Origin of the sequence: Streptomyces sp. NPDC097619, from assembly GCF_040302735.1 — a bacterium.
Taxonomy (GTDB): domain Bacteria; phylum Actinomycetota; class Actinomycetes; order Streptomycetales; family Streptomycetaceae; genus Streptomyces.
Genome location: NZ_JBEOSD010000036.1, coordinates 1 through 26,119 on the forward strand (window position 1 = coordinate 1; position 26,119 = coordinate 26,119).

The window sequence follows — 26,119 nt, forward strand, 5'->3', positions numbered from 1 at the left end:
ACCTCCTCCCGTCACCCCTCTGGGAGGCCGATCCCGGATCCGCCGAGGGCCGCACCCTGCTGGTTCTCGGCGGCGACCGGCCTATCGGCACCTTCCTCCGATCCCATCACGTCTGGGTCAGGTGCACGGCGTGGAGGGCCGCCCGGAGGGACCGGGCGTCGGCCGTGTCGAGCGCGGTGTCGGTGAACTTGATGACGTGCTCGTCACCGTGGGCCAGGGCCCGTTCGAAGACCTCCGCCGGGGTGGGGGAATCAGGGACGAGGGTCGTCGTCGGCGTGAGGGGTGTACAGGATGTACGGGATATACGGGATGTACGGGGTGCGTACATGGCGGTGACGGCGGCGGAGGCCGTCCAGGCCGCGTGCAGGCTCGGGGCCCACAGGGCCGGTGGGAGGGCGGGCAGGGTGCGCAGCACGGCGTTGGGGGCGGTGGCCGCGTGGACGAGCATGGTCTCCTCGCCGTGGCCGTGGGTGAGGTACCGGTGGGTGGCCGCGCGGACCAGCTCGCGGAGCCGTTCCCGCGCCGCTTCGGGGGCGGGAGGTTCGGCCGGCCAGTGCGGCAGGCCGGTGACCCGGGCGAGCCGGGTGGGGAAGTTCCCGTCCTGCGCGTCGATCGGGCGTACGGCGTCCAGCGCGGCGGCGGCGGAACTGCCGCGCAACGGGCGGGCGGTGGCGTCCGAGGCCGCGTCGGAAGCGGCGGGAGTGGTGGGACGGGTGGGATCAGCGGGATCGGTGGGACCGGTGGTTGCGGTCAGGCCGGTGACGGGGTGGTGGCGGGCGGCCCAGTAGCCGAGTCCGTGCGCGAGTTCGGTCCGGCGGGGGCCGGGGTCCTCGCCGTTGCCCCCGTCCCCCTCGCTCCCGGCGTCGAGGAGGGTGCGTACGGCGTGGCCGACGCGGATCACGGGGTGGGTGGAGCCGCCGTACAGTCCCGGCAGCAGGCGGGGCCACCAGTGGGCGAGCACCTCCCGCCAGGGGCGCGCGGCGAGTTCCCGGTCGAAGAAGGCGATCCAGTCCGCGGCGCGGCGCGGATCACCCAGGGCCTCCTGCCAGTCGACGTGCGTGACGGGGGCGAACGGGTCCGGGAGCGCCTCCAGTTCGGGCGCGTAGGCGTCCAACCACCGGTGCACGGAGGCGGCCCGGCCGTGCCGCACGAGGGCTTCAGCCGCCATCGGCGCGTGGTTGGTGAGCCGGCCGAGTCGTTCGGGCCCCGCCCGGTGCAGGCGTTCCAGTGCCTCGTCGAGGATCCCCGTCGTGTCCATGCCCCCGACGCTAGGGCTCGTACCGGCCCCTCCGGAACGGTCGCCGGCCGTAGTCCCGCGGGCGGAACCCGGGCTCCGCCCCGGGACGGAGACCCGTACGCCCCGCTGACGAGCGGCACCACGGGGGGGGCGAGGCTCAGGTCGGTCGGCAGGTCTCGCAGGTGTGGCCGGCGAGGGCTGCCGACAGGGACGCGGCGGCGGCCCGTACGTCGGGATCGTCATCTTCGGCCAAGCGGCCCGCCAGGGAGGCTCCGGCGAGGACCGCGGCGTGTGCGGACTGTTGGTGGTCCGGCCTGGCCGCGTTGCCGTGGTCCAGGATCGTGTGGAGCAGTGCGAGCACGTCGGGACGAGTGGGGACGGACCGCGTCACGGCGAGGTCCCACAGGAAGGGCACGGTCGCGGCGGTGGCGTCGAAGACGGCCAGTTCGCCGAGCCACAGCCCCAGGTCGGCGAGGGCGTCGGCGCTGGTCGGCTCATCACCCCAGGCCACTCGGGACAGGCGGCCGGGCACCTCTTCCGCCGTTCCGTAGGCGTGGGTCAACTCGCGCCACCGCACGCGGCCCATGCCCTTGAGTATCGTGCCCACCTGACCGTCCCCCCGTATCCGTCCGGCTCTCCCCCGGCATGGTCACACGTCGGTGTCCCGATGTCCTGATGCCCCGATGTGCTGATGCCCCGATGTCCCGGCGCCTTTTGCTCAGCTGCGGTGGGGTGCCGGGCGGAGCGGGGTGCCGTCGAGGGTGTCGGTGTCCGGGGCGTCCCACCACAGGTCGCCGGTGGGGGTGAGGTAGGGGTGCAGGCCGCCGACGGCCCCTCCGTGGTCGAGGGCGTCGGCGACCTCGTGGAGGAAGGCCGCCAGGCCGGGCGGCGCGTCGGTGAAGTCCCCGCCGCCACCGTGCCCCGCCCAGCCGAGCCGGCCCCGGTCCGGGCCGGGGCGCCGGTCGATGACCTGGACGCCACCGTCGGGACCTTCGGCCCCGGGGATCCAGAGCGGGTGCCACCAGGGCTCGTCCTCCCAGGGGCGGACGGTGAGTCCGTCGTTCTCCGCCGCGATCTCCGCACAGAGGCGCCGGCGGTCCACGAGGGCGTCGAGCGGGAGCGGCGACTGCTCGGGGAGGAGGGTGCTCCAGGTGTTCGCGCCGTCGTGGCAGCTCAGGGACTCCGCGAGCTCGGCGGGCAGGGCCGTGCCGAGCAGCGTCTCGGCCCGCGCGATGTCCGCCGGTGCCACGGGCGGGTTGAGCCGCCCGAGGTCGGCCGGCGCGTGGACGGCGAGCCAGGCGTCGATCCGGCGCCAGGACTCCGAGGGGGACGGGGATTGCTGCTGTGCCATGCCCCGATCCTGCCCCACGGGTACGACGAACGGGCAGGGGGGCCGGGGGCCGGGAGGCCAGGGACACGGGCCACCTCCACGGACCGGCGGTCCTGCGGCGGGCCGCCGGTCTCGGTCGGTCACGCGCGGGTGCGCGGGCCGCGCAGGCGGGCGAGCGGCGTGCGGAGGCGGGTGCCCAGGTCGCGGAGGCGGGTGCGGCGGGCCCGGCGGGCGCGGGAGTGGGCGTCGAGTTCCTGCATGAGGCGTTCGGTGCGCTTCTCGACGCTGAGTTCGTCGAGCACCCGGTCCGCGTCGGCGAGGAGGGCACCGTGCAGCTGCCAGTGTCCGGGGTGGGCACGGACCTGCTCCAGGAGGAGTTCCGCGAGGTGGTCGCGGCTGCTGCGGGCGATGGCCAGCTCGGTGGCCAGCCGGGTCTCGGCCTCCTCGGCGTTGGCACTGACCTGGGCGGTGATCAGGTGGGCGAAGCTCTCGACGGCCACGGCCGTGTGCGCGTACAGCTCCTTGAGCGCCGCGGCCACCTGCGGCGGGAACGGGGAGTCGGGGGTGCGGACCGTCGCCAGGTCGGAGAAGGTGCGGCAGGACACGCGCAGGACCACGGCGCAGATCTCCAGGGTGTCCAGGCCGGTGCGCAGGACGAGCCGGAAGAGCAGCCCCTCCCGGCCGACCCTGGGGTTGAGCCGCAGGCTGTCCTCGGCCTGCCGGAGGGCGGCGTCCACCTCGGCGATGTCGCCGTCGAGGCGCCGGGCCTCCAGGAGGCGTTCGACGGCCTGCCGGACCGGGGTGGTCCCGGGCGGCTGTTCGCTGAGGTGGAGGAGGAGGTCCCGCATCCGCCCGGCGAGGCCGGTGATGGCCTCCTCCGCGGGCCGTACCCAGACGGGCGGGACGAACAGCAGGTTGAACAGGAGGCCCACCCCGGCGCCGATCAGCGTCTCCAGGACCCGGTCCCAGGCCGTGTCCGCGACCCGGGTCACGCCCAGCACCAGCATCGCGCTGATCGCGACCTCCGGCAGGAACTCGCCGGCCCGCACGTACCGGCCGATCACCAGCGAGGCCAGGATGATCAGCCCCAGGCTCCACCAGGTCAGACCCACCCAGGCGCTGAATCCGATCGCGATCAGGACGCCCGCCACGACGGAGTTCACGCGCCGGATCCCGGTGGTGAGGGTGGCGTACAGGGTGACCTGGACGACCAGCAGGGCGGTGAGGGGCGCCGTGAGGGGCGCCGGTTCGCTGCTGAAGCGCAGGGCCACGACGTACGAGACCACAGCGGCGGCGGTGGAGCGGAGGGTCTGGACGACGGCCGGGTCCCGGTGTCGGGCGGTGGCCGACCGCACGGACCCGATCGCCTCCGGGATGCGGCGGGCGAGGCCGCGGAGCCGGCCCACGGAGCTCGCCTGTGCCGTCGGGCCGGCACGGTTCGTCTCGCCCGTACGGTCTGTGCGGCGTCCCTCCGTTGCCTGGGGCATGCGTCGACCACCCGTTCCCGTGCTCGTCGGTCCTCGTGTCGTTTCCGTCGGCCGGTCCCGGCGTCCGTGGTGGTCCCGGCCGCGGGCGCCCCGTGCGGGACGGCCCGTAGGGGGCGTCTGACCGGTGATCCACTCGGGCATGCATCGGGACGGGATCATGTGCGATCGGCCACCGTGGTCGGGGAGGGGTGGGAACGCGAACGGGACAGGCCGGCACGCGGGAGAGCGTGCGGGGTGCGGGGGGCGGCGTGTGACGGAACCCGGGCGACTCCATATGCCCGCAAATGCGCCGTCCGTACGCATGCGTCGGGCCTGGATCATGGAGGGATGCCGGTCCACGAGATCAGAGCCCGTAAGCTCGTCCGCCGCCCGACGATGGTCGCCCTGTGGTGCGCCTGCGGAGCCAGCAGAGTGCTCGCCGCGGGCGCGTTACCCGGGGAGGAGGCCCTCCGCTACGCCCTGCTCGACCACGAGCGGGCGTCGGGTCGCTCGGCTCCGGCTCCGGCTCCTTCGGCCGCTCCGACCGGCCCCGACACCGTATCGGGCGCCGCCTCGTCCGCCGTCTCGCCCGCCGTGGCGCACTGCCGGACCTGCCGTTGCGCGAGGGAGGCTCCGCGCGGCGAGAAGGGCTGAGGGGCTCAGACGCGTTCGAGGGGCCGGTGCGGGCCGACCGGGAGCTCGACCCGGATCGGGTCACCGGGGCGCACGGGACCGCTCTCCCGGACCACGGCCATGATCCCGGACTTGAAGGTGAACTCCCCCGAGACCGGGTCGAGCGCGAAGACCTCGCCGAGCAACCCCGGACGGAAGTCGTTGATCTTGGCGCAGGGGTTGCGCAGGCCCGTCACTTCGAGGACCGCCCGCCCGCCGAGGTGGAGCAGGGTGCCCGTGGGCAGGCCCAGGAGGTCGATGCCCCGCGTGGTGACGTTCTCGCCGAGCTGACCGGGACCCACGGAGTAGCCCTTGAGGGCGAGTTCGTCGAAGAGCTCCTCGTGCATGAGGTGGACCTGGCGGAGGTTGGGCAGGTCCGGCTCGTACGTCATGCGGAACTGGTGGCGGATCGTCTGACCCGCGTGGACGTCGCCCTCGACGCCCAGCCCCGCGAGCAGCCGCACCAGGGGCCGGTTGGGTTTGCTGAAGGAGTACGCGGGGTGGCTGCTGACCGCGGTCACCCGGGCCGCCGCGGCGGGACCGTACGCGTCGCCGTCCTCGTGGTTCATGTGCCGCCCCGCCCTTCGTCCCGTCCTGGTCCGCCCGGCTTCGGGACGGCGAGCCGCCCGGTGGCCGATCGGTCGGTCCGGGTCAGTGGATCACAGTCCGACCGGGGGCGGAACGGGGCCCCGGGGAGTTCAGGACCGGGGGCAGCCCCGTCCGGGGCATGCCGAGGGCCCGGCAGCGGGACCCCGTAGGGGTCGGCCGCCGGGCCCTCGGGGGTGTCAGCTGCCGGCGGAGAGGTTGCCGGAGAGGACGGGGATGTTGCTGAGGACGTGCGAGACGGGCTCGTCACCCTTGGCCTGGGTGGAGTTCTCGGTGCACTGCTGGGTCTGCGGGGCGGACAGGACCGGAATGTCCTGGACACCGACGTTGGCGAGGACGGCGACCAGCGACTGAGCGTTGACCTTCGCCGGGACGCCGAGGCAGAGCTTGTTGGCGGTGCCCTGGACCAGGGAGGCCTGGGGGCTCATGACGCCCTTGGTCTCACCGTTGCCGTAGACCTGGGCGGCACCGTTGCCGTTGACCGTGTTCACGCCGTTGTCGTTGCCGATGGCCATGGCCGGGGACGCCATGGCGGCACCCACTCCGAGGATCGACGCGGCGACGGCGACAGCCTGCGCGGCCTTCTTGATCATCATGTTCCTGTTCATCGCGGTCACGGCCCCGGGTTCGGGGACGCACTGGGAGAAACAGCGCCCGGGCCGAGAGGTTGCGCAGGACTCCCTGGACGGGTGATCCGGGCGGCCCCTGACGCATTCCGCCGTTCGGACCCGTGACCCGTCGGGCCCGGGACCCGTTCGGGCCGTGCCCGGTTCGGACCGTGCCCCGCACCGAAGGCCGGGCGTTCATCCGGCATGCGCAAGATCCCCTCAGCCCGTGCGCAGGACCCGGAAGGTGTCCGGTGCGGCCGGGTCCCGGTCGACGACCTGGACCGGGGGCCACGTCCACTGCCGGACGCCCGTCCCCGGTACGCGCGCGAAGGAGATCGGACCCCGGGCGCCCTCGGTCCGCACGTCCGCCCAGCCGGCGGCGACCGAGGCCCGGTCCGTGCCGTGCTCGCGCAGCACCTCGGCGAGCACGGTCATCGTGTCCCAGCCCTCGAAGGCCACGAAGGAGGGCTCCTCGCCCAGGCGTTCCCGCAGCTCCGCGCGGACCTCGGCCGCGACCGGCCCCGGCCGTTCGGGAAGGTAGCGCAGGAACGGGATCCCGGCACCCGCCGCGCCCAGCGCCTCCGCCCAGCCGCCGAACTCGGGCTGCCCGGCCGGGGCCCCGATGAGGATCCCGGCGAGCCGGGGGTCGGACCGTACGGCGCGCACCAGCGGCACCGCCGGCTCCGGTTGCCCGGTCAGCAGGAGGAGCGCGGCGGACCCGTCGGCGGCGAGGGCGTCGCACAGTTCCGCCGGGGTGAGGGCGTCGGCGTCGAGTGCGGTGACGGAGCCGCCGTGTGCGGTCAGGTGCTCGCGGAGGATGCGGGTCCCGGCGGCCCAGTACGCACCGGGCTGGACCGCCACGGCGACCCGGCCGCGCCCCGCGGCGAGCAGGAACTCGGCGTAGATCCGCCAGCCGTGGGACTGCGCCGGGGCCAGCCGCGCCACCCACTCGGTCGGGGTCTCCGTGAGGGCGTCGATCACCGCGGAGGAGCAGAGGAAGGGCAACCCGAGGGCGTCGGCACGGGCGGCGGCGGCCCGCGCCACGACGCTGTGGTACTCCCCCACCACGGCGACCGCGCCGAGTCCCGCGAACTCCGCGACGGCCCGGTCCGCCCGCTCCGGGTCGGCGGCGGTGTCACGGACGAGCAGTTCGAGAGGGCGGCCGCCGATCCCACCGCCCGTGTGGATCCCGTCGGCGGCCAGCTCGATGCCCGCGAGCAGGTGCCGGCCCGCCTCGGTCCACCCGGGCCGCGCCAGCGGCGCGAGCACCCCCACGCGCAGGGGCGGCGGCGCGGACGACGGCCCGGGCGCCGCGTGCGATCCGGACCGCGCCTCGGGTGCGTGCGGTGCGTGCGGTGCGTTCTGTACGAGCGCTTTGTTCGGTGTGTGCGGTGTGCCCATGGGCCGGTGCTTCTCCCCGTACGGTGCGGAAGGTGGTGGCGGCGGCCCCCGGTGGCCGGTCCACCGGTCAGGTGGCCACCGGGGGCCGCCGCCGCCGGACCGCACGCCGCCATTGGAATCCGCCCCCACCCCCCGGAGCAACCGGTTTCGCTCGGGCGTGCGGGGTTCCGGGGGTTCCGGGGATCGGTCACGATGGAGGGGTGACCGTGGGGCGATCCGAGGGGGGCGCGTGAGCGGGGACAGGGGCGGGGCGGAGGACGGGGACGGGATCCGGGACGGAGTCCGGGACAGGGTGCGACACGAAGACGGGGACGGGGTCGGGGACGGTTCCGGGGGCGGGGAGTTTCCGGAGGTGGCCCAGCGACAGGTCGGGGGCGCTCCGTGGCTGGCCCTGGGGTGTCTGGTGGGGCTGCTGTTGGCCTACGGGGTGTTGGCGAACTTCACCGGGGAGCTGCGGGCGGCGCTGTGGGGCGAACCCGGGCGGGTGTCGGCGGCGGACTGCCGGCTGTACGACAACACCGCGTTCAACGCCGGGGCGTCGACCGGCTGCAGGGGCACCTTCACGCCGGACGACGGCGGCTCGCCCTTCGTGGTCCCCGTCGAGGGCGAGGTCGGCGAGGACGGGATCCCGGCCCGGCTGATCGACGGCCGCTCCGGCACCGCGTACGTCGCGCCGACGGTCTGGGCCGGGGTGCTCCCGCTCGGCTTCGCCCTCGTACTGGCCGGGCTGCCGGCGGCCGTGACGGTGGTCTGGGTGCGCCACGTCCGCAACGCCCCGAAACCGCACCGCCCGGAGCCCGGGACAGGGGGCTTGGGGTCCTGACGCTCGTGATCGCCGGGAGGGCGGGTCTCCGTGTGGACGGCCAGGGCGTGGGCGTTCCCGGGGCTCTGGGATGATGCGTCCGTGCACGCTGACGATCGGGTCGAGGCAGGGGTTTCAGCGGAGTTGGTGGCGCTGTTGCGCACCGCCGACGACCGGCGTCCCGTGCGGGTCGTTTCCTCGGTGTGCGGGGCGTGTGGTGGGCGGGTGTTCCGCGTGCTGTTCGACGAGGTCGAGGGCGGGGTCGAGCGGGCCTGCGCCGCCTGCGGCGACCGTGCGTTCCTCGCGGACAGCGAGGAGTTCTGGGAGGAGGCGGATCCCGAAGCGGCCTGCTGCCCCTGCGGGAACGAGCGGTTCGAGATCGCCGTGGCGTTCTCCCTCGCCGCTGACGGCGAGGTCCGCTGGGTCACCGTCGCCCTGCGCTGCCCGCAGGACGGCGCCCTCGGCATCTGCGCCGACTGGAAGATCGACTACGGCCCCACGGACCATCTCCTGACGATGACCTGACCGTGCCCGCGCGGGTCGGCCCGACCCCCTGCGGCACTCTTCGAACACGTCGTGACCCCTTCGTGCGACGCTGGCCCCGTGAACGATCTCGGCGACGCGAAGGTCCGCACCTGGGCCATGTCCTTGATGGTCCTCCTGGCAGCCGAGAGGGAGGACCAGCTCCTCTGGCTGGACCGGCGAGGGGTGGAGACGAACGACCTCCTTGACGAGGTGCGGCTGCTCTGCCGGGTCTCGGCGGCACTCCCGCCGCAGGGGGCCTTCGAGCCCGAGGTCGTGTCCCGCCTTCGCGCGGTCGAACGCCGCCTCGACGACATCGACCCCGCCCGCCGCACGGGTGCGTGGGACACCGCGCTGAGCGAGGATCCGGCATGGGACGAGATCCGCCTCCTCGCGCGCGAGGTCCTCATCACGCAGTCGGGCGACTGGTGGCGGCCGCTCCCGGGCGCCGCGCAGCCGCGCACCGACGCTCCCTGAAAGCGGTGGCGATCCCCTCGGCCCCACTCGACGAGTCCCGACGCGACGATTCCCCGGCCCGATCGGGCGGTGTGTCGGTGGGACGGGTGATGATTCCGGGCATGGCAGATCGCAGTCCGGCGCTCCGGATCATCACCTCGGCCGCCCGGCAGTCCCTGAAGCCGCTCGGCCTGACCCGGCGCGGCCGGTCACGGCTGTGGGTCGACGATCACGGATGGTGGCTCGGGGTCGTGGAGTTCACCCCGCCGCGGATCGCGGGGAGCGGGCTGTACGTCGGGGCGATGTGGCTGTGGCATGACGTGGACCACCTGGCCTTCCACGTGGACGCGGTCAGGGTCGGACCCGAACTGTTCCGCACCGAAGACCGGTTCACGGCGCACGCACGCGACCTGGCCGGGCGGGCGGCGGCGCACGTGACCGCGCTGCGGGACAGGTTCCCGACGCTGCCGGACGTCGCCCGCCATCTGACGTCCAGGCCGGTGCGGCCGGGGTTCCTCTGGGACGACTTCGACTCCGGGATCGGGGCCGCCCTGGTCGGGGACGCGGCGACGGCCCGCGAGCACTTCGAACGGATCCTCCGCGAGGAGCCGGTGGCCCCGTGGATGGTCGAGGCCCAGGACAAGGCCCGTGCCGTGCACGCGCTCGCGGGGGATCGCGATGCCGTGCACGCCTGGGTCACGCGCGCCGTCGACTCGTGCCGGAACAAGCTCGGCCTGGAACCTCGCGCGTCGGCGATCGGCTGAGCGCATCCGGTCGGCGGGCAGCCCGAGTTCGGATCGGAACGGACGCCGGGCGGGCCGGACGCCGGGCGGACCGGACGCCGGACGGTCCGGGCGCCGAGGCCGGGCGACGGGACCGAAGCGTGAGTGGGGTGCGCGCGCGGATTCCCGGTAGGGGTACGGCACGGGTCCGCGCCCCCCGGGCCGGGCACGAGCCGCGCACGCGCCGCCCCCGGAACGCGCGCGCTGCACCTGCTTGCGTTCGGCACGCCCCTCACCGTGCGGGTGACCATCACCGGTACCACTTGACCGGAAATACGGCCACGTGACGGAACGAGGAGCACGGGGTGACGGACCGCCAGGCGGAACGTCACGCCCTGACCGCCCGCCCTGTGCCCGCGGGGACACGTACGACGAGAGCCATCGCCTGACATGAAGCATCCTGCTCAGGAGGCCAGGCCGGCCGACGGCCCGGCCCGCATCCACCGACGAGACCTCCCTCCCCAAGCCGCGGGGTTCCCCACCGCCCGGGACGTGCCTCCCGAACCGAACCTCGGCAGCTACACCACCACCTGGACCCTGCCCGAGGTCCACGCCCTCTCCATGGTGTTCGCCGACGTGAACGCCGTGAACCGGGCCGAGTACCCGACCGTGGCCGCGCTGGAACGCGAATGTCTGGTCCGGCTCGGCCGCCCGTGGTCCCCTCCCGAAGGTACGGTCACCGGGTCCGCGACGGGCTGCTGACCGGGCACGCCGACGCGGCCGGACCGGTGGGCCTGCTGCGACCGCTACCGGGGCAGCGACGGCACGGTCCCCCACCGTACGGCGGGCCGGCGGACCCGGCCCGGTACACGGCTCGCGTGAGCGCGCCGGCCGGGGAGTTCGCCCGTACGGTGCTGGTGGAGGGGGACCACCGGGCCGCCGGACGGTTCCTCGCGGACGGCGCCGCCTACCACCACCACGACCCCGTACGGGACCGCGAACTCCACCTGCCGCCCTGGTCCGACGGACCCGACGACCACGACCGGCCCCGGGACGGGGTCCGGTACGAGAGGGTCACCCTGGCCCTCGCCGACCGGCACACCGCCCTGGTGCGCAGCCCCGGGACGGTCGCGGGAGTGCCTTGCACCGCCTACGACCTGTTCCAGGTGGCCGCTCCTGACGCCCCGACCCGGTCGCCCCGGTCGGTGTGGTCGGGTCGGTCGGTGCCGAGGGCGGCGAGGCCGACCAGGTCGTCGGCCTGGGCGTCCGGTACGTCCCGGTCGAAGCGGCCCAGGGACCGGACCTTCAGGGAGACCGCGCCGAGCAGCAGGATCGCCGCGCCGAGGAGCAGGTACAGCAGGCCGACGCCCCGGCCCTCGCCGGTGCCGAGGACGGCGCCCACCGTGTCGGCGAGACCGCCGCCCGGGGCCATCAGGGGTTCCAGGAAGCGGGTGCCGAGCGGGGCGATCAGCAGGTAGCCCACCGGGAGGGTGGACCAGGCCACCAGCTGGTTGAGGGCCATCACCCGGCCGTGGAACCGCTGGGGCACCTTCACCTGGACGATGGTCAGGTAGATGCCGTTGAGGAGGGACAGCGAGGCCGACATCCCGAACACCCCGGCACCGACGACCAGCAGGTCCGGGCGCAGGCCGGTGACGGCGCAGCACAGGCCGAGGACCGGGACGACGAGCAGCATGCCGCGCATGCGGCGGCGCTGCGGGCCGCCCCACAGACCCATGGCGAGCCCGCCGACGACGGCGCCGAGGCCGCCCGCGAGGGAGATCGTGGCCACCGAACCGAGGCTGGAAAAGCCCAGGACCAGCGGGGAGACCAGCTGGAAGAGGACGGGCAGGAAGAGGTTGAGGACGGCGAAGAAGACGAGCATGGCGCGGAACCCTCGGGAGCGGACCACCAGCCGGAAGCCCGCGGTGATCTCCTGGCGGAGGGTTTCGCGGCGCCGCCAGGGCAGCGTGCGGGGGAAGCGGACGGTGAGGAGGACGGTCGCCGCGACGGCGTAGCTGATGACGTCGAGGAGGAGGACCCCGCCGAGGCCGATGGCGGCGAGCATGCCGACCGCGGCGAGCGGGGCGACGACCTGCGCGATGCCGCCGGAGATCTGGACGACGCCGTTGGCGTGGCCGAGGTAGCGCTTCGGTACCAGTTGCGGGATGGCCGACTGGAAGGCGAGGCGCTGCCCGGTCAGGGAGACGGAGAGGACGGCCATGAGCACCCCGACGTGCCAGGGCCTCAGGGCCCCGAGGGCGTAGAGGACGGCGAGGATGGCTTCGGAGGTGCCGGAGACCGCGGTGGCGGCGAGCATGACGCGGCGCCGGTCGATCCGGTCGACGAGCCCGCCGAGCACGGGGGCGGCCAGCAGGCCGGGCACGATCCCGAGGACGGCGAACAGGCCGAACCAGCCGACGGATCCGGTGGACAGGTAGATCCACAGGGGCAGGGCGAACTCGGTGAGGGCGGATCCCGTCTGCGAGACCAGTTGGGAGGCGGCGACGGCCACGAACCGGCGGGTGTCGCGGCGGGTGCGGGGGGCGGTCGCCGCGGCGTCCGTCCCATGGCCGGCGCCGGGGGCGTCCGCGCCCGGGGCGGGCTCGTGGTGGACTCCGTCGAGCCACCAGGTGGCTCCGGCGGGGCGGTGTTCCCTGGCCAGGCCGGTCGCGGGCGCGTCGTCGGTGCCGGGGTGGACGTCCGGGTGGACCGCCGGGTGCACGGTGGTGACGATCTCGGCGAGTTCGGCGGCCCGGTGCTTGAGGAAGTAGTGGCCGCCCTCGTCGAGCACGGCCACGGCGGTGGTGCGGCCGAGGAAGCCCCATTCGCGGTACCGCTCGCGGTGGAAGTCGGTGCCGGGGTCGGCGGAGCCGATCACGGAGACCACCGGGGAGGAGAGTCCTTCGGCCGGCCGGGCCAGCCGTTCGGTGAAGTAGGTCTCGGCGGCCCGGGAGTCCTCGCGGACGTTGTGGACGATGGTGGCGAGCTGTTCGGGGTCGAGGCCCTCCAGGTCGGCGCCCATGGAGCGGAGCCAGTTCAGGTGGAGGCGGCCGCTGCGCCTGCGGTCGAGGACGGAGAAGCGGGAGACCAGTCCGAGGAAGCCCTCGGTGGGGCGGGCGAAGGGGAAGATGCCACCGAGGTAGACGGCGGCGGGTTCGCCGCCGTTCGCGGCCAGTTGCCGGGACAGTTCCACGGCGAGGGCGGCGCCGACCCCGCAGTGCCCGTACACCGCGACGGGTCCGGTCACCGTGGCCCGTACCTCCTCGGCGCAGCGGCGGGCCACCTCCACGAGCGGCAGCGGGTCCTCGGGCATGCCGAGGTCGTGGCCGGGGACGGCGACGGCGTGCAGTTCCACGGTGTCGGGGAGGGCGTCGGCGAGGGGCTGGTAGACCACGGCGCTGCCGCCGCCGTAGGGCAGGCAGACCAGGGTGAGGGTGGTGGTGCCGGCGGGTCGGGGCGGGGTGAGCCGGTGGAGGAGGCCGCGCGGACCGCGTTCCTCGTCCGTGCGGGACGCGAGGGCGGCGAGCGCGGCGACGGTCCGCTCCTGGAAGACGTCCATGAGGGTGAGGCGGGCCTCCTCGCCGAGGAGGCGGCGCAGGGCGGCCACCATCCGGATCGCGAGGAGGGAGTGGCCGCCCAGGTCGAAGAAGTCGTCGTGGGCGCCGACGCGCTCGGCGCCGAGGAGTTCGGCCCAGACCCCGGCGATGGTCTCCTCCGCCCCGGGGGCCGGGGGTACGAAGGCGGTGGTGTCGGCGCCCGTGCCGGTTCCGGCGGCTCCCGGTTCGGGGAGGGCCTTGCGATCCACCTTGCCGTGGGCCTGCCGGGGCAGGTCCCCCAGCAGCACGAAGCGGGAGGGGATCAGGTAGTCGGGAAGGCTCCGGCCGAGGAGGCGGCGCAGTTCGGCGGTCGGGGGCACGGTGTCCTCGCCGGCGGGCACCAGGTAGCCGACCAGGGCGAGTTCGCCGGCCGGACCCCGGGCGGCGACCACGGCCTGGGCGACTCCGGGCAGGCGGGCCAGGTGGGTTTCGACCTCGCCGAGTTCCACGCGGTAGCCGCGGATCTTGACCTGGCCGTCGCCGCGGCCGAGGAACTCCACGGTGCCGTCGGGGCGGTAGCGGGCCAGGTCGCCGGTCCGGTACATGCGGGGCGGGGCGGCGTGGTGGGCGAGGGGGCTTTCGGCGGCGGGGTCGTCGGAAGCGTGGGGGGCGGAGTGGCGGGGCGCGAACGGGTCGGGGCGGAAGCGTTCGGCGGTCAGCTCGGGCAGGCCGAGGTAGCCGCGGGCCAGCCGGTCGCCGCCGATCCACAGCTCGCCGGGGACGCCCACCGGGACCGGCGCCAGGTGCCGGTCGAGGAGGTAGACCCGGGCGCCGGGGAGCGGCCGGCCGATCGGGGTGGTGGGTCCGTCGGCGGGCCGGTCGGGGTCGACGAGCAGGGTGGTGGCGCCGACGGTGGCCTCGGTGGGCCCGTAGTGGTTCACCACCCGGCAGCCGGTGCGGGCGCCCGCCTCGGCGAGGGCGCGGGCCCACTCCCAGCCGGACGCCTCACCGCCGAGGATGAGCAGCCGACGGGGCAGCAGGTCCGCCGGGTCGGCGGTCTCGGCGGCGAGGGCGGCCAGGTGGGAGGGGGTGAGCTTGACGCAGTCGACGGCGTGCGCGGCCAGGTAGGAGGCGAGTTCGGGGCCGCCGGTGCGGGCCGGAAGCAGGTGCAGGCTGCCGCCGGTGGTGAGGGACAGGTAGAGGGTCGTCAGGCCGAAGTCGAAGGCCAGGGACTGGAGGAGGGCGTAGCGGGCGCCGTCCCCGAGCCCGGCTTCGGCGAACCGTTCCCGGACCCCGGCGAGGTAGGTGAGCACCTGCCGGTGCTGGACGGCCACGCCCTTGGGGACGCCCGTCGAGCCCGAGGTGTAGATCACGTACGCCAGGTGGTCGGGGCCGGCCGCGTCCTCGGGCGGGGTGTCGGGGGCCGCGGCGAGCCGATCGGCCAGTTCCTCCGGGACGAGCACGGGGGCGTCCGAGGCGGCGAGGAGCGGGCGGTGCGCGGCGGCGGTCACCAGGACCACGGGTGCGGAGTCGGTCAGCATGTGGCCGAGGCGGGCGCCGGGCTGTTCCGGGTCGAGGGGGACGTACGCCGCCCCGGCCTTCAGGACGGCGAGCAGGGCCACGGCCTGGTCGGTGCCCTGGTCGAGGCAGACGCCGACGAGCCGGTCCGGACCGGCGCCCGCGGCGCGCAGCAGGTGCGCCAGGCGGTTCGCCCGCCCGTCGAGTTCGGCGTAGGTCAGGGCCGTGCCCCCGTGCACCAGAGCGGTGGCGGCGGGGCTGCGGGCGGCCTGCGCGGCGAAGGCGGCCTGGACGGTGGCGGCCACGGGTCGGGCGGTACCGGTGTCGTTGAACTCGTGCAGGAGGCGCCGGTGTTCGGCGGGGGTCAGCAGGTCCAGGGTGTCGACGGGGGCCTCGGGGTCGGCGGCGGCCGCGCACAGCAGCCGCTGCCAGTGCCCCGTCAGCCGGGCGACGGTCGCGGCGTCCCACAGCCCGGTGCGGTACGTGACGAAGGCGTCGAGCCCGCCGCCGGTCTCGGTGCAGTACAGGCCGAGGTCGAGGTGGACCCCGCTGCCCTCGAAGGGGAAGGTGCTCCACTCCAGGTCGGCGGGCCGGTACTCCTGGGCGCGGTGGTTCTGGAGGGCGAAGGAGACCTGGAAGAGCGGGGGCCGGGCCAGGTCCCGCGGCAGGTCCAGGGCCTCGACCAGCCGCTCGAAGGGGGTCTCCTGGTGCTGCTGGGCGGCGAGGGCGGCGGCCCGGACCCGGGCGAGGACGGTGCGGAAGCCGGGGAAGGGGACGACGGACTCCCGGTCCGCACCCGGCTCGTCGCCCGCTTCGGGACCGGTGGCGGGCTCGGGGCCGGTGGTGGGCTCGGGGCCGGTGGCGGGGTCGGGGCCGGTGGTGGGGTCCGGTGGGGGCGTGAGGTCGGCGCGGAACGGGAGCATCGTGCTGAAGAGGCCGATCAGCTCCTCGGCCGCGAGCACGGGCCGGCCCGCGAAGGGGGTGCCGACGGCGAAGTCCCGCTGCCCCGACCAGCGGGCCAGGACCACCTGGAAGGCGGCGAGCAGGGTCATGAACAAGGTGGCGCCGCCGGCCCGGGCCAGGGTGCGGGCCGCCCGGTACGCCTCCGGGTCCAGCCGGAAGCAGTGCGTGGCTCCCCCGGGTGCGGGCACGGCGGGGCGCGGCCGGTCGGTGGGGATCTCCAGGGCCGGTACGCCCGTCATGGCGCGCTGCCAGTACCGCAGGTCCTCGGCGGCCTCCGGGCGATCCTGGCGGGCGCGCTGCCAGTGGGCGAACGCGCCGTAGGTGAGCGGGGGTTCGGGGTGTTCGGGTCGCAGCCCGCGTGCCAGGTCCCGGTGACCGGCGAGGAGTTCGTCCAGCAGGATGCCGGCGGACCAGCCGTCGCCGACCAAGTGGTGCTGGCAGATCACGAGGACGTGGTCCTCGTCATCGAGGCGCAGCAGGAGGGCGCGCAGCAGCGGCCCCGTGGTCACGTCGAAGGGGCGGGCGACCTCGGCCTCGACGGCCGCGCGTGCGGCGGCCTCCCGCTCGGCGGCGGGCGTCCCGCCGAGATCGCGTTCCTCCCAGGGGAGTACGAACTCCTCGGCGGGCGTGGTGGCGACCCTGGGCGAGCCGTCCTCGTCGGCGGGGAAGGAGGTGCGCAGCGGTTCGTGCCGGGTGGCGACGAGCCGGAGGGAGGCGGCCAGGGCGGCCGGATCCAGGGGCCCGCGGAGCCGTCCGGCGGTGGGCAGGACGTACGCGGCGGTGCCCGGGGTCAGCTGTTCGACGAACCAGAGGCGCTCCTGGGCGGCCGAAAGGGGCGGGGGCGTGCCGGGCGGGAGCGGGGGGACCGTGGAGGGACGAGGTGCGGGGGCCCCGGTGCCGGCGGTGGCGGAAGCGGCCGTGCGGTCCTTCAGCCGGCGGGCGAGCAGGGCCCGTTGTTCGGGGGTCAGCTCGCGCCGGGGGCGGGGCACGGGCGGGGTCCGCGGCGGAGCCGCGGGGGCCGCACCCGAGGCGGTGGCCGTCGGGGCCGAGGGGTGCGGGATGGAGGGGTGCGAGGTGGGGACCGCACCCGGGACGGTGGGTGCCTGGGCGAGGGGTGTGGGCTGGTCCATCAGTTCTCCTCGGCGAGCAGTTCGGCGAGGACGGCCTCGGTGATGGCGGCCACGGTGGGCTCGTCGTAGAACACCTGGAGCGGTACGTCCGCGCCCAGCCCCTCCCGGATCCGGGCGGCGACCTGGGTGACCGTCAACGAATGCGCGCCCAGGTCGAACAGGTCCTCGTCCGGGCCGATGGCGGGCAGGCCGAGGACCTCGCACCACAGGGCGGTGACCTCGGCGGTCAGCTCGTCGAGGGGTTCGTCGAGCGGGCCTCCGGCGACCGCCTCCGACCCCTCGACGGTGTGTCCGGTGCCGGCGGTGTCCGCGGCCGATCCGGGGGTTCCGGGGGCTTCGGGGATGCGGACCGGTTCGGGCAGGGCGAGCCGGTCCGTCTTGCCGTTCGGGGTGAGCGGGAGGGCGGGCAGCGGGTGGAAGACGCCCGGCAGCATGACCTCGGGAAGGGTCAGGGCGAGGAAGTCGCGCAGTTCGGTGGTGGTGGGGAGGGGAACGGGCGGATCGGTCCGCCAGACCGGGTACGCGGCCAGCACCTGGCCGGCCGGGTCCTCCGCCGAGCCCCGTACCGCCACCGCGGCTCCGGCCACGGCCGGGTGTTCCTGGAGCCGGGCCTCGATCTCCCCCAACTCGATCCGGTGGCCCCGGAGTTTGACCTGGTCGTCGATGCGGCCCAGGCAGTCGAGCGCGCCGTCCGGACGGATCCGGGCCAGGTCGCCGGTGCGGTAGTGGCGGGCCCCGGTGACCGGGTCCGCGACGAAGCGCTCCGCGGTCAGCTCCGGGCGCCCCCGGTAGCCGCGGGCCACGCCCGCGCCGCCCAGGGCCAGTTCGCCGGTGGTGCCGTGCGGGAGCACCCGGCCGTCCGGGTCCAGGACGAGGGCCGTGGTGCCCGCGATCGGGCGCCCGATGGTCACCTCCCCGGGAGCCTCGGGCAGCTCGGCGGCCGTGGACCAGATGGTCGTCTCGGTGGGTCCGTACACGTTCCACAACCGGCCGACCCGCTCGCGGAGCCTGCGCGCCAGCGGCAGCGGCAGCGCCTCGCCCCCGCACAGGGCCGTGAGGTCGGGAGAGGTCAGCCCGGCGTCCAGCAGCAGGCGCCAGCCGGACGGGGTGGCCTGGAGGTGGGTGACGGCGTGGTCCTCGATCGACGCGGCCAGCGCCCTGCCGTCGCGGACCTGCCGCTCGTCCGCGATGACCACGCAGCCGCCGGTGACGAGGGGCAGGAAGAACTCCAGGGCGGAGATGTCGAAGGAGAGGGAGGTGACGGCCAGCCAGACGTCGTCGGCCGTGCAGGACAGCACCTCGCGGAAGGCCAGCAACAGGTGGGCGAGGGCGCCGTGCGGGACCTCGACCCCCTTGGGGCGGCCGGTGGAACCGGAGGTGTAGATCAGATAGGCGAGGTCTTCGGGTGCGGGTGCGAGGGCGGGACTACCAGGGGTGACGGCGGCGGTGTCCGCTGCGGTGGTGTCCGTCACCGCAGTGTCCGTCACCGCAGTGTCCGTCACCGTGATGTCGTCGAACAGCCCGTCGAGGAGGAGGATCCGCCCCTCCCCCGGGATCCGGTGGGCGGTGCTGCGCTGCGCGAGGGTCAGGGGGGCGCCGGCGTCCGCGAGGACGAACGCGGTCCGCTCCGCCGGATAGGCCGGGTCCACCGGCAGGTAGGCGCCCCCGGCCAGCGACACGGCCAGCACGGCCGCGAGCATCTCCGCCGAGCGCTCCGCGCAGACCGCGACCACGGTGCCCGGGCTGACCCCGGCCTCCGTCAGCCGCACCGCGAGACGCCGGGCGGCGGCCTCCAGCTCCCGGTAGGTGTGGGCGCGTCCGCCGGACCGGACGGCGGTGCGGGCGCCGTGCGCGGCGAAGGAACCCGCGAGCAGCGAGGGCAACGTGGCACCGGCGGCGTCGGCGGCGGGCTCGGGTCCGCGCAGCGGGGCCAGCTCCGCCGCGTCGAGGAGGGGCAGGTCGGCGAGGGCGGTGCCGGGGGCGGCGGCCGCCGCGGCCAGCAGGCGGCGCAGGTGGGCGCCGATCCGCTCGGCCCGGTCCGGGGTCAGGGCGTCCGTCCGGTGCATCAGCAGGACACCGAGCCGGTCCGGCCCGTCCACCAGATGCAGGCGCAGCGCCCCGCGCGCGGTGCCGGGGAAGAGCACCCACTCGGTGCGGGTGAGCAGGCCGGGGAAGTCCACCGGGGCGATCCGGCGGCGGTAGGTGAGGGAGACCGGGGCGAGCGAGACCCCGGGGCGGAGCCCTCGGACGGCGCGGGCCAACGGCACCCGGCGGTGCGGGTAGCCCGCCCGCAGCGCGGTGCGCACCTCGCGCGCGAACTCCTCGAAGGAGGTGCCCGGCGCGGGCCGGGTGACCAGGGGCAGTTCGTTCACGTACGCGCCGATGCGGTCGGCGTCCTCCGGGCCGCGGGTGCCGAGGTCCACGGCGACGGCGGGGCTCTCGTTGCCGTACCGCAGCAGCAGGGTGTGGACGGCGGCGAGGAGCAGTTCGAAGAGGGTGACGCCGATCTTCTCGGCGGCGACGGCCAGTTCGGCGCGGAGCCGGGAGTCCAGCTCGAACGCGGTGGCGGCGCCGGGGCCCACTCCGTCGGCGGCGCCGGTGAGGCCGGGGAGCTTCACGTCCGTCCCGGGCAGCGGGCGGTCCGACCAATGGGCGACCGCGGCGGCCAGGGCCTCGGGGGTGGGAGCCGGGGCGGCGGTGGCCGCCGAGGCGGCGGGAACCGCGGGTCGGGGGGCCGGGGAGGTGGCCGGAGCCGGGCTCGCGGGGGCGCCGGTGTGGTGGGCGTAGCGCTCGGCGAGGTCGGTGAGGAAGAGGTCGGTGGACGTACCGTCGAAGACGAGGTGGTGCACGACCACCAGCAGCGTCGCGCGGGCCGGGCCGGTGCGCAGGAGCGTGAAGCGGGCCGGAGGTCCGGCGGCGAGGTCGAAGGGCTCCGCTGCCAGGGTGGCGAGGTCGGCGGTCAGGCCCTCGGGGGTGGCGGAGCGTACGGTCAACGTGGGGGCGGGGCCCGGGGTGAGCACCGGCAGGCCGTCTTCCTCCCGCACGGTGAGGGCCAGCGCGGGGTGCCGGGCCACCACGTCGGCGCAGGCCGCGGCCAGGGCGGCGGCGTCCGGCTCCCCCTCGAAGTGCACGGCGAACGGCATGTGGTGGACGGAGCCGAGCGGGGCCAGCCGCTCGTTGACCCAGATGCCCTGCTGCACAGGGCCGGCGGGAGTGCTGATCACGGGATACCTCAGTCGGTCGGGCGTCGGTACGGACGGCACGGAGGCGGGGGAGGACGAGGGGGGAGGGCGGGGCGCCCGGGACGGCGGGTGGCCTGGGCGGCGGATGACACGGGGGCGCCTCGGTCCGGTGGGGGGCACGGCCGGGGCAGGTCGGTACCCGGCCTGGGGTGCGGCCGGGTACCGCGGATCGCGGTGTGGGTGGGCCGGTGTGGGGGGTGGCCCGGGTGGGGGGTGGGTCTGTGTGGGTGAGGGGCAGGCCGTGTAGGGGGTCGGGCCCCGTGTATGGGGTCGGGTCGGGTGTGGGGAGGTCAGTGGCCCGCGGTGGTGAGGGCGGCGGTGAAGTCGGCGGCCAGGGCCGTGACGTACGCGGGTTCGAAGGCCAGCGCGTTGAACTGGATCCAACAGTTCATGCTCGCGTCGGGCTGTTCCACGACGGTCAGTTCGGGGACGCCGAGGTCCCCGCCGGGCAGCGGCCAGGGCACGGTGGTGCCGCGCGGCAGGGTCCGGGGGGCGCAGCGCAGTCCGGGCAGGTGTGCCTCGGCGGCCCAGTTCTCGAAGCGCAGCCAGGCCGGGAAGGCCACCACCGAGGGGGTGAACTCGGCGTACGGGTACAGCTGGTGGTCGAGGGCGCCGGTGGCGACGGTCCGGACCCGTTCGGCCAGCTCGGCGAAGCCGGGGCCGCCCGAGCAGTCCACCCTCAACAGCAGGGACTGGACGAGGCAGCCGACGGTGCGCTGGGCCTCGGGGCGGGTCCGGCCCGGCACCGGGGTCATCAGGACGAGGTCCTCGCGTCCGCTGCGGGCGGCCAGGACCCCGCTCCACAGCGCGGCGACCGCCATGAACGGGGTGACGCCGAGGGCCGCGGCCCGTTCCCGCAGCCGGCCCGCGGGTCCGCTCCCGATGGTGAAGGGGTGGGCGGTGGTGTGCACCCGGTCGACGGGGCGCCGGCCGGGGAAGGGGTCGAGGGCGGACGGGGCTCCGGCGAGGGCGGCGGCGACGTGGGCGCGGGCCTCCGGCCAGCGGGACCGGGTCCAGTGGATCAGGTCCGCGTAGGGGAGTTCCGGGTCCGGGAGGCGGGGGGTGCGGCCGCGGCGCAGGGCGTCGTAGGCGAGGCCGAGTTCGTGCAGGAGCACGCCGATGGACCAGCCGTCGGCCACCATGTGGTGGACGGCGAGCAGCACGGTGTGGTCCTCGGGACCGCGGCTGACCACGAGGAGGCGGGCCGTCGGGTCCTCGGCGAGGTCGGTGAGCCGGTCGCGTTCGGCGATCAGCAGGGCGTCGACCTCGGCGTCCGTGGTGCCGGGAGCCTCCAGCAGGGTGACGCGGGTCCGGGGCTCCTCGTCCAGCTCGGTGCGGACCAGGCCGGGCACCTCACCGGGGACCGGCCGGAAGCGGGTACGGAGCGCGGGGTGGCGGCGTACCAGCTCGGTGAGGGCGCGGCCGAGCGCGGGGGCGTCCAGGCGGTCGGTGACGCGGAAGAGGGCGGTGACGGCACCCACGTCGCGGCCGGGTTCCGCCGCCATCCAGTCCAGGAAGTTCTCCTGCTGGGCGGTGAGGGGAACGGCGTGCGGCTGGGCCCGGAGGGCGCGCAGATAGGGCGGGAGCGGGTGTGCGGCGTGCGCGCCGGGGGCCGCCTCGGAAGCCGCGCCGGTCGGCTCGCCGTCGACCTGTGCGGCCCCGGCCGGAGTTCGCCGGAGCCGTGTCCGCTCGGCCGGAGTCCGGTCGTCGGCCGGAGTGGCCTCGGCCGGCGGGCGTTCGGCCAGGTTCCGTTCGGCGGCGGTCAGCCAGGCGGCCTGGGCTCGGAGCGAGGGGCGGCCGAAGACGACGGCGGCCCCGGTCTCGACGCCGAACCGCTCGGTGATCGCGGCGGCCAGCTGCACGGCGCGGAAGGAGTCGCCGCCGAGGGCGAAGAACTCCTCGGCGAGGTCCCGTACCGGGCGGCCCAGGACCTCCTGCCACAGCTCGGCGAGCAGCCGTTCCGTGGCCGTGCGGGGCGGACGGGCGGTCGGGGAGCCCGGCGAGCCCGGGGAACGGGCGGCGTTCGGGGGGTGGGGGGCGTCAGGGGAGTGCGGTGATGCCGTGCCCGGGTCAGCGGGGGTGTCGAAGAGGAGGCGGAGGCGGTGCTTGACCACCTTGCCGGTGGCGTTGCGCGGGAGGTCGGCGGCGAGGAGGATCCGGAGCGGCAGTTCGGCGCGGCTGAGGCGGGTGCTGAGGAAGAGCCGGAGCGCGTCGAGGTCCAGTCCCGTCGCCGCGGGCACCACCACGGCCACCGGGACCGCGCCCATCACCGGGTGCGGGATGCCGAGGGCGGCCGCGTCCGCGACGTCGGGGTGGGCGTGGAGGGCGTCCTCGATGCGCAGGGTGGAGACCTTGAGGGCACCGGACTTGATGACGTCGCTCTCCCGGTCCACCAGGTGGAGGTAGCCCTCGGGGTCGAGGCGGCCGAGGTCGCCCATCCGGACCCAGCCCGCGCGGAAGGTGCCGGTCCCGGCGGACGGACCGCCGACGTAGCTGCGCTGCGGGCCGGGCTGGCGCAGCCAGACGTCCCCGACCTCGCCGGCGGGCAGCTCGGTACCGTCCGGGCCGCAGACGCGCAGGTCGCGCGGGTCGGCGGGGCGGCCCACGGAGCCGGGTCGGGCCAGGTCCACGATCATCGACACCTGGGCGGGCACCGCCTCCGCGGAGGTGTAGACGTTGACGACGGTGGCCTTGGGGAGCGCTTCGGTGAGGGCGAGGGCCACCGGGGCGGGCAGGGCGGCCGCGGAGGAGCTGAGCAGGAGGAGGCTGGACAGGTCGCGGCGGTCCGGCACCCCGGAGTTGAGGAGCTCGACGGCCATGGAGGGCACCAGGAAGGCCGTACCGATCCGCAGTTCCTCGACGGCGAGCCCGAACGCCTCGGCGTCGAACCGCGGCAGCACCACCGTGGTGGGGGCGCCGGTCAGCGCGCCGATGAGCATCATCTGGCCGGCGTTGGTGCCGATGGGGAAGGCGTGCACCGCGTGCCGGGAGTGCGCGTAAGGGCGGGGGCGGGGGTGGAGGCGCAGTCCGGCGGTGAGGTTGGCGTGGGAGGCGAGGACGCCCTTGGGGGTCCCGGTGGTCCCGGAGGTGCCGATGATCTGGGCGGGGTCGCCGGGAGCGGGTCGGGAGGGCGGGGCGCCGTCCCCGGCGGGCGCGGATTCCACGGCGGGGAGGGTGTGGTCGGCGAGACCGGGCAGGGCGGGGAGGGCCTGCGGCCCGTCCTCGCGCAGGACGGCCACGGCACCGCAGAGCGCGGCCAGGGCGGCGGCCTCCGGTTCGGCGAGGTCGGCGCGGAGCGGGAGGGCGGTGGCACCGGCGTGGTGGACGGCCAGGCAGGCCACGGCGTACTGGTCCCAGGCCCGGTCGGTGAACCGCAGGGCGACCACGTTCCCGGGTCGGATCCCCGCCGCGGCCAGTCCCCGGGCGGCCCGGAGGGCCCTGTCGCGCCAGGCTCCGTAGGTGAGCGATCCGCCACCGCGCACCTGGAGGGCGAGGCCGTCCGGCTGCCGGTCGGCGCGGGCGTCCAGCAGGTCGGGGACGGTCAGCGGCGGGGGCGGAGCGTTGATGGTGCCCTCCAGGACTCTGCACGGCGATACGGCCGGGATCTCAACTCACGGAAAATCAGGAGCAGATGAGATGTTCCAGGGCATAGCGGACCAGCCCCTCCCCTCGCTATGGTCTGGACCAATCAAGGGGGCAGGCGAAGAGTAGCGCGTCCCTGGAGCACTTGTGCAGACCCTTTGGAGAGTTCGTGGAGATCGGCGGGCCCAGTGGCGATCATTCCGGCGCCCCGTCAGTTCCCGCCGCGTGAACGGCAGTTGGCGAACCCGCCGGTAACCCGGTAGCGCGCCGGTCGGCGCGGGGCGGCCGGGCTCACGGGTGGCTCGGGTGCTCGGACGGCGCGGGTGCCGCTGCCCGCGTCGCCGACTCGACCGCCGGCCCGACCGACAGCTCCACCAGCCCGACCGGCTCGATCAGCACCACTGGCTCGACCGGCTCAGCCGGACCACAGGACCCCCGGCGCGCGATGTCGCCGCCCGGGCGAGCGAAGAGGATGAGAAGCGCATGCTGTACGCGGGAATCGCCTGGACCGCCGAGGGCTACGAGGTCGAAGTCCTCGACGCGGAGGGCAACAGGGCCGTGGAACCGGCCCGTTGGGGTGCCGATCGGGTGCCCGAGCTGACCAGGTGGCTGGGTGAGACGGAGCGCGGGGCCGGCCGTCCGTGCGCCGTGGTCGTGGAGAGTACGAACGGCCTGGTGGACGGACTGTTGACGGCAGCGGGGCTCGACGTGCACCGGGCCGATCCCTGGCTCCTGCCCGACCGGCCGGCCTTCGGCTCGGTGTCCGCGCGGGTGCTGGCGGAGCGGGCCCGGACGGGGCTGGCGGCCCTCTCCCCGCTGACCGCCGAGGGGGGCGGCCAGACCGGCCGGGACGAGGACTACCACACGGGCATCCGGCGCAGCGAGGACGTGGAGGCGGCCATGACCCGGGCCGGCCGCTGCTTCCGGCACGGCCGCCGCGACCGCCCGGAGGTCGCCCTGACCTTCGACGACGGCCCGGACCCGGTGTTCACCCGGCAGGTCCTGGAGATCCTGGAGCGGTACGACGTACGCGCCACCTTCTTCTGCGTGGGCCTGCACGTCAGCGCGCTGCCCGACGAGGTGCGGCGGATCCGGGACGCGGGGCACTCCTTCGGCAACCACACCTGGTCGCACCCGTTCCTGCCGGACCTGACGGCCGCCCAGTTCCGCCTCCAGATCGAGCGGACCGGTGACGCCTTCGAGCGGGCGGTGGGCGAGCGCCCCCGGGTCTTCCGTCCGCCGTACGGGTCGCGGACCCCCGAGACGCTGGGCGAACTCCGCACGGAGGGACCCGCCGTGGCGCTCTGGGACGTGGACTCCTGGGACTGGGCCCGTCAGGGCCCCGGCAAGATCACCCGGACCGTCCTGGACCACACGGCCCCCGGCTCGATGATCCTCATGCACGACGGCGGCGGCGACCGCCGCCAGACGGTCCAGGCCCTCCCCGGCATCCTGGAGAACCTCCTGGCCCGCGGCCTCACCTTCGTCCCCGCCACCCACCTCTGCCCGACGGACCTGTAACCGGCGGGGCCGGGGACCTCGGCGCCGTGCCACCGCCGCCCCGTCGGGTCAGGGCACCGTAGTGGTACGGCATCCCGCCTCAGCGGGCGGTGCGGACTTCGGCCGAGCGTCCGAGGCGGAGGGGGGTCAGCCTTCCCCCGCGGACGCGGCAAGGGTCCGGACGAGTGCGGTCCGGACGGCGGCGGTCCACGGATGCGTGTGGCCGAGCGTCCGTCGCATGGAGGCGAGGCTCTGGCGGTAGAGCGCGGCGGCCCGCCCCGGGTCCCCCGCCTCCGCGTACGCCTCGGCGAGGTTGTTCCGGGCGGTCAGGGTTTTCGGATGATCCAGACTGAACACCCTCTCGCAGTCGGTGAGGTTCCTCGTGAAGAGCGGGAGGGCACGCGCCAGGTCTCCCACGGCGCGGTGGGCTTGGGCGAGATTGTTGCGGGAACCCAGGACCTGGGGGTGGTCCGCACCCAGGACCCGCATGCCCTCGGCGAGGTTCTCCGCGTGGAGCGAGAGGGCCCGAGCCGGATTCCCCGCCGCTTTGTGGACGTCGGCGAGGTTGTTCCGTGCCGCCAGCGTGTGCGGGTGGTCCGGACCCAGCATGCGTGTGCAGTCGCGCAGGTTCCGCGCGAACAGGGGCACGGCTCGCCGAACGTCGCCGGCATGGCGGCAGGCGTCGGCGAGGTTGTTCCGAGCGATCAGGGTGTCGGGGTGGCCCCGGCCCTGCAACCGGATGCGGTCGTCGAGGTTCCGCTCCAGCAACGGAAGCGCCCGATCCAGGTCCCCGCCGTCCTGGAACGCCCGCGCCAGGCTGTCC

18 protein-coding genes and 1 pseudogene are annotated in these 26,119 nt (G+C 75.3%); 8 read left to right on the forward strand and 11 right to left on the reverse strand.

Going from position 1 to position 26,119, the window contains the following annotated elements; genetic code table 11:
• Window positions 1-107: pseudogene (locus ABTZ17_RS12905) on the forward strand (pyridine nucleotide-disulfide oxidoreductase); the annotation flags it as partial.
• Here the strand turns inward: ABTZ17_RS12905 and ABTZ17_RS12910 are convergent.
• The 4 genes from ABTZ17_RS12910 to ABTZ17_RS12925 form a co-directional block, all read right to left on the reverse strand.
• On the reverse strand, window positions 107-1,258 hold the full coding sequence (locus tag ABTZ17_RS12910; protein ID WP_352195616.1) for a questin oxidase family protein: 1,152 nt from the start codon (window positions 1,256-1,258) through the stop codon (window positions 107-109). The pseudogene ABTZ17_RS12905 and the gene ABTZ17_RS12910 sit on opposite strands and share 1 nt — an antisense overlap.
• 136 nt (window positions 1,259-1,394) lie before the next feature.
• Window positions 1,395-1,844 carry a hypothetical protein gene (locus ABTZ17_RS12915; RefSeq protein WP_352195617.1) on the reverse strand — a complete coding sequence of 150 codons (450 nt, stop codon included), beginning with the start codon at window positions 1,842-1,844 and terminating at the stop codon, window positions 1,395-1,397.
• A 111-nt stretch (window positions 1,845-1,955) separates the two neighbouring features.
• Entirely contained in the window at window positions 1,956-2,588 is a 633-nt protein-coding gene (locus ABTZ17_RS12920; RefSeq protein ID WP_352195618.1) for an SMI1/KNR4 family protein, read from the reverse strand.
• 119 nt (window positions 2,589-2,707) lie between these two features.
• A complete protein-coding gene (locus tag ABTZ17_RS12925; protein WP_502994658.1) occupies window positions 2,708-3,943 on the reverse strand; it encodes an FUSC family protein in 1,236 nt (411 codons plus the stop codon).
• A 438-nt stretch (window positions 3,944-4,381) separates the two neighbouring features.
• Between ABTZ17_RS12925 and ABTZ17_RS12930 the strand changes: the two genes are divergently transcribed.
• Window positions 4,382-4,687, forward strand: a complete 306-nt coding sequence (locus ABTZ17_RS12930; RefSeq protein ID WP_352195620.1) for a hypothetical protein — start codon at window positions 4,382-4,384, stop codon at window positions 4,685-4,687.
• A gap of 5 nt (window positions 4,688-4,692) precedes the next feature.
• Here ABTZ17_RS12930 and ABTZ17_RS12935 read toward each other — a convergent pair whose 3' ends face one another.
• The 3 genes from ABTZ17_RS12935 to ABTZ17_RS12945 form a co-directional block, all read right to left on the reverse strand.
• A complete protein-coding gene (locus ABTZ17_RS12935) occupies window positions 4,693-5,274 on the reverse strand; it encodes an MOSC domain-containing protein (protein ID WP_352195621.1) in 582 nt (193 codons plus the stop codon).
• 216 nt (window positions 5,275-5,490) lie between these two features.
• Window positions 5,491-5,904, reverse strand: a complete 414-nt coding sequence (locus tag ABTZ17_RS12940; protein ID WP_352195661.1) for a rodlin — start codon at window positions 5,902-5,904, stop codon at window positions 5,491-5,493.
• A 234-nt stretch (window positions 5,905-6,138) separates the two neighbouring features.
• Complete coding sequence (locus tag ABTZ17_RS12945; RefSeq protein ID WP_352195622.1) at window positions 6,139-7,194, reverse strand: ABC transporter substrate-binding protein; 1,056 nt, start codon at window positions 7,192-7,194, stop codon at window positions 6,139-6,141.
• A 478-nt stretch (window positions 7,195-7,672) separates the two neighbouring features.
• On the opposite strand from ABTZ17_RS12945, the gene ABTZ17_RS12950 reads away from it, so the two are divergent.
• The 5 genes from ABTZ17_RS12950 (at window position 7,673) to ABTZ17_RS12970 (ending at window position 10,584) form a co-directional block, all read left to right on the forward strand.
• The gene (locus tag ABTZ17_RS12950; RefSeq protein WP_352195623.1) at window positions 7,673-8,143 is read left to right on the forward strand and encodes a hypothetical protein; all 471 of its coding nucleotides are present in this window, start codon (window positions 7,673-7,675) and stop codon (window positions 8,141-8,143) included.
• Between the two features lie 81 nt (window positions 8,144-8,224).
• Window positions 8,225-8,647, forward strand: a complete 423-nt coding sequence (locus tag ABTZ17_RS12955; RefSeq protein WP_352195624.1) for a hypothetical protein — start codon at window positions 8,225-8,227, stop codon at window positions 8,645-8,647.
• A gap of 78 nt (window positions 8,648-8,725) precedes the next feature.
• Window positions 8,726-9,121, forward strand: coding sequence for a hypothetical protein (locus ABTZ17_RS12960; RefSeq protein ID WP_352195625.1), 396 nt, complete (start codon window positions 8,726-8,728; stop codon window positions 9,119-9,121).
• Window positions 9,122-9,222: 101 nt separating this feature from the next.
• Window positions 9,223-9,864 (forward strand): hypothetical protein, encoded by a 642-nt coding sequence (locus tag ABTZ17_RS12965; protein ID WP_352195626.1) that lies wholly within the window; start codon window positions 9,223-9,225, stop codon window positions 9,862-9,864.
• A 510-nt stretch (window positions 9,865-10,374) separates the two neighbouring features.
• The gene (locus tag ABTZ17_RS12970; protein WP_352195627.1) at window positions 10,375-10,584 is read left to right on the forward strand and encodes a hypothetical protein; all 210 of its coding nucleotides are present in this window, start codon (window positions 10,375-10,377) and stop codon (window positions 10,582-10,584) included.
• Between the two features lie 388 nt (window positions 10,585-10,972).
• Here ABTZ17_RS12970 and ABTZ17_RS12975 read toward each other — a convergent pair whose 3' ends face one another.
• The 3 genes from ABTZ17_RS12975 to ABTZ17_RS12985 all read right to left on the reverse strand — a co-directional run bounded on the left by ABTZ17_RS12975 (window position 10,973) and on the right by ABTZ17_RS12985 (window position 23,792).
• Window positions 10,973-16,972 (reverse strand): non-ribosomal peptide synthetase/MFS transporter, encoded by a 6,000-nt coding sequence (locus ABTZ17_RS12975; protein WP_352195628.1) that lies wholly within the window; start codon window positions 16,970-16,972, stop codon window positions 10,973-10,975.
• Window positions 16,972-20,196: a non-ribosomal peptide synthetase gene (locus tag ABTZ17_RS12980; RefSeq protein ID WP_352195629.1), complete on the reverse strand. Its 3,225-nt coding sequence runs from the start codon at window positions 20,194-20,196 to the stop codon at window positions 16,972-16,974. Before ABTZ17_RS12980 ends, ABTZ17_RS12975 begins: the two co-directional genes overlap by 1 nt.
• A 308-nt stretch (window positions 20,197-20,504) precedes the next feature.
• The gene (locus tag ABTZ17_RS12985; protein ID WP_502994659.1) at window positions 20,505-23,792 is read right to left on the reverse strand and encodes an AMP-binding protein; all 3,288 of its coding nucleotides are present in this window, start codon (window positions 23,790-23,792) and stop codon (window positions 20,505-20,507) included.
• 487 nt (window positions 23,793-24,279) lie between these two features.
• Here ABTZ17_RS12985 and ABTZ17_RS12990 point away from each other — a divergent pair, with 487 nt between their 5' ends.
• On the forward strand, window positions 24,280-25,317 hold the full coding sequence (locus ABTZ17_RS12990) for a polysaccharide deacetylase family protein (RefSeq protein ID WP_352195630.1): 1,038 nt from the start codon (window positions 24,280-24,282) through the stop codon (window positions 25,315-25,317).
• Between the two features lie 126 nt (window positions 25,318-25,443).
• On the opposite strand, the gene ABTZ17_RS12995 is transcribed toward ABTZ17_RS12990, so the two are convergent.
• Window positions 25,444-26,119 (reverse strand): tetratricopeptide repeat protein (locus tag ABTZ17_RS12995; protein WP_352195631.1); only part of this gene is annotated, 676 nt, incomplete at its 5' end.

Bases quoted from the DNA above. Each gene is read 5' to 3' on its own strand.
- ABTZ17_RS12990 (WP_352195630.1), top strand. From the start codon at position 24,280: ATGCTGTACGCGGGAATCGCCTGGACCGCCGAGGGCTACGAGGTCGAA.
- ABTZ17_RS12920 (WP_352195618.1), bottom strand. From the start codon at position 2,588: ATGGCACAGCAGCAATCCCCGTCCCCCTCGGAGTCCTGGCGCCGGATC.
- ABTZ17_RS12975 (WP_352195628.1), bottom strand. From the start codon at position 16,972: ATGGACCAGCCCACACCCCTCGCCCAGGCACCCACCGTCCCGGGTGCG.
- ABTZ17_RS12910 (WP_352195616.1), bottom strand. From the start codon at position 1,258: ATGGACACGACGGGGATCCTCGACGAGGCACTGGAACGCCTGCACCGG.
- ABTZ17_RS12965 (WP_352195626.1), top strand. From the start codon at position 9,223: ATGGCAGATCGCAGTCCGGCGCTCCGGATCATCACCTCGGCCGCCCGG.
- ABTZ17_RS12940 (WP_352195661.1), bottom strand. From the start codon at position 5,904: ATGATCAAGAAGGCCGCGCAGGCTGTCGCCGTCGCCGCGTCGATCCTC.
- ABTZ17_RS12935 (WP_352195621.1), bottom strand. From the start codon at position 5,274: ATGAACCACGAGGACGGCGACGCGTACGGTCCCGCCGCGGCGGCCCGG.
- ABTZ17_RS12930 (WP_352195620.1), top strand. From the start codon at position 4,382: ATGCCGGTCCACGAGATCAGAGCCCGTAAGCTCGTCCGCCGCCCGACG.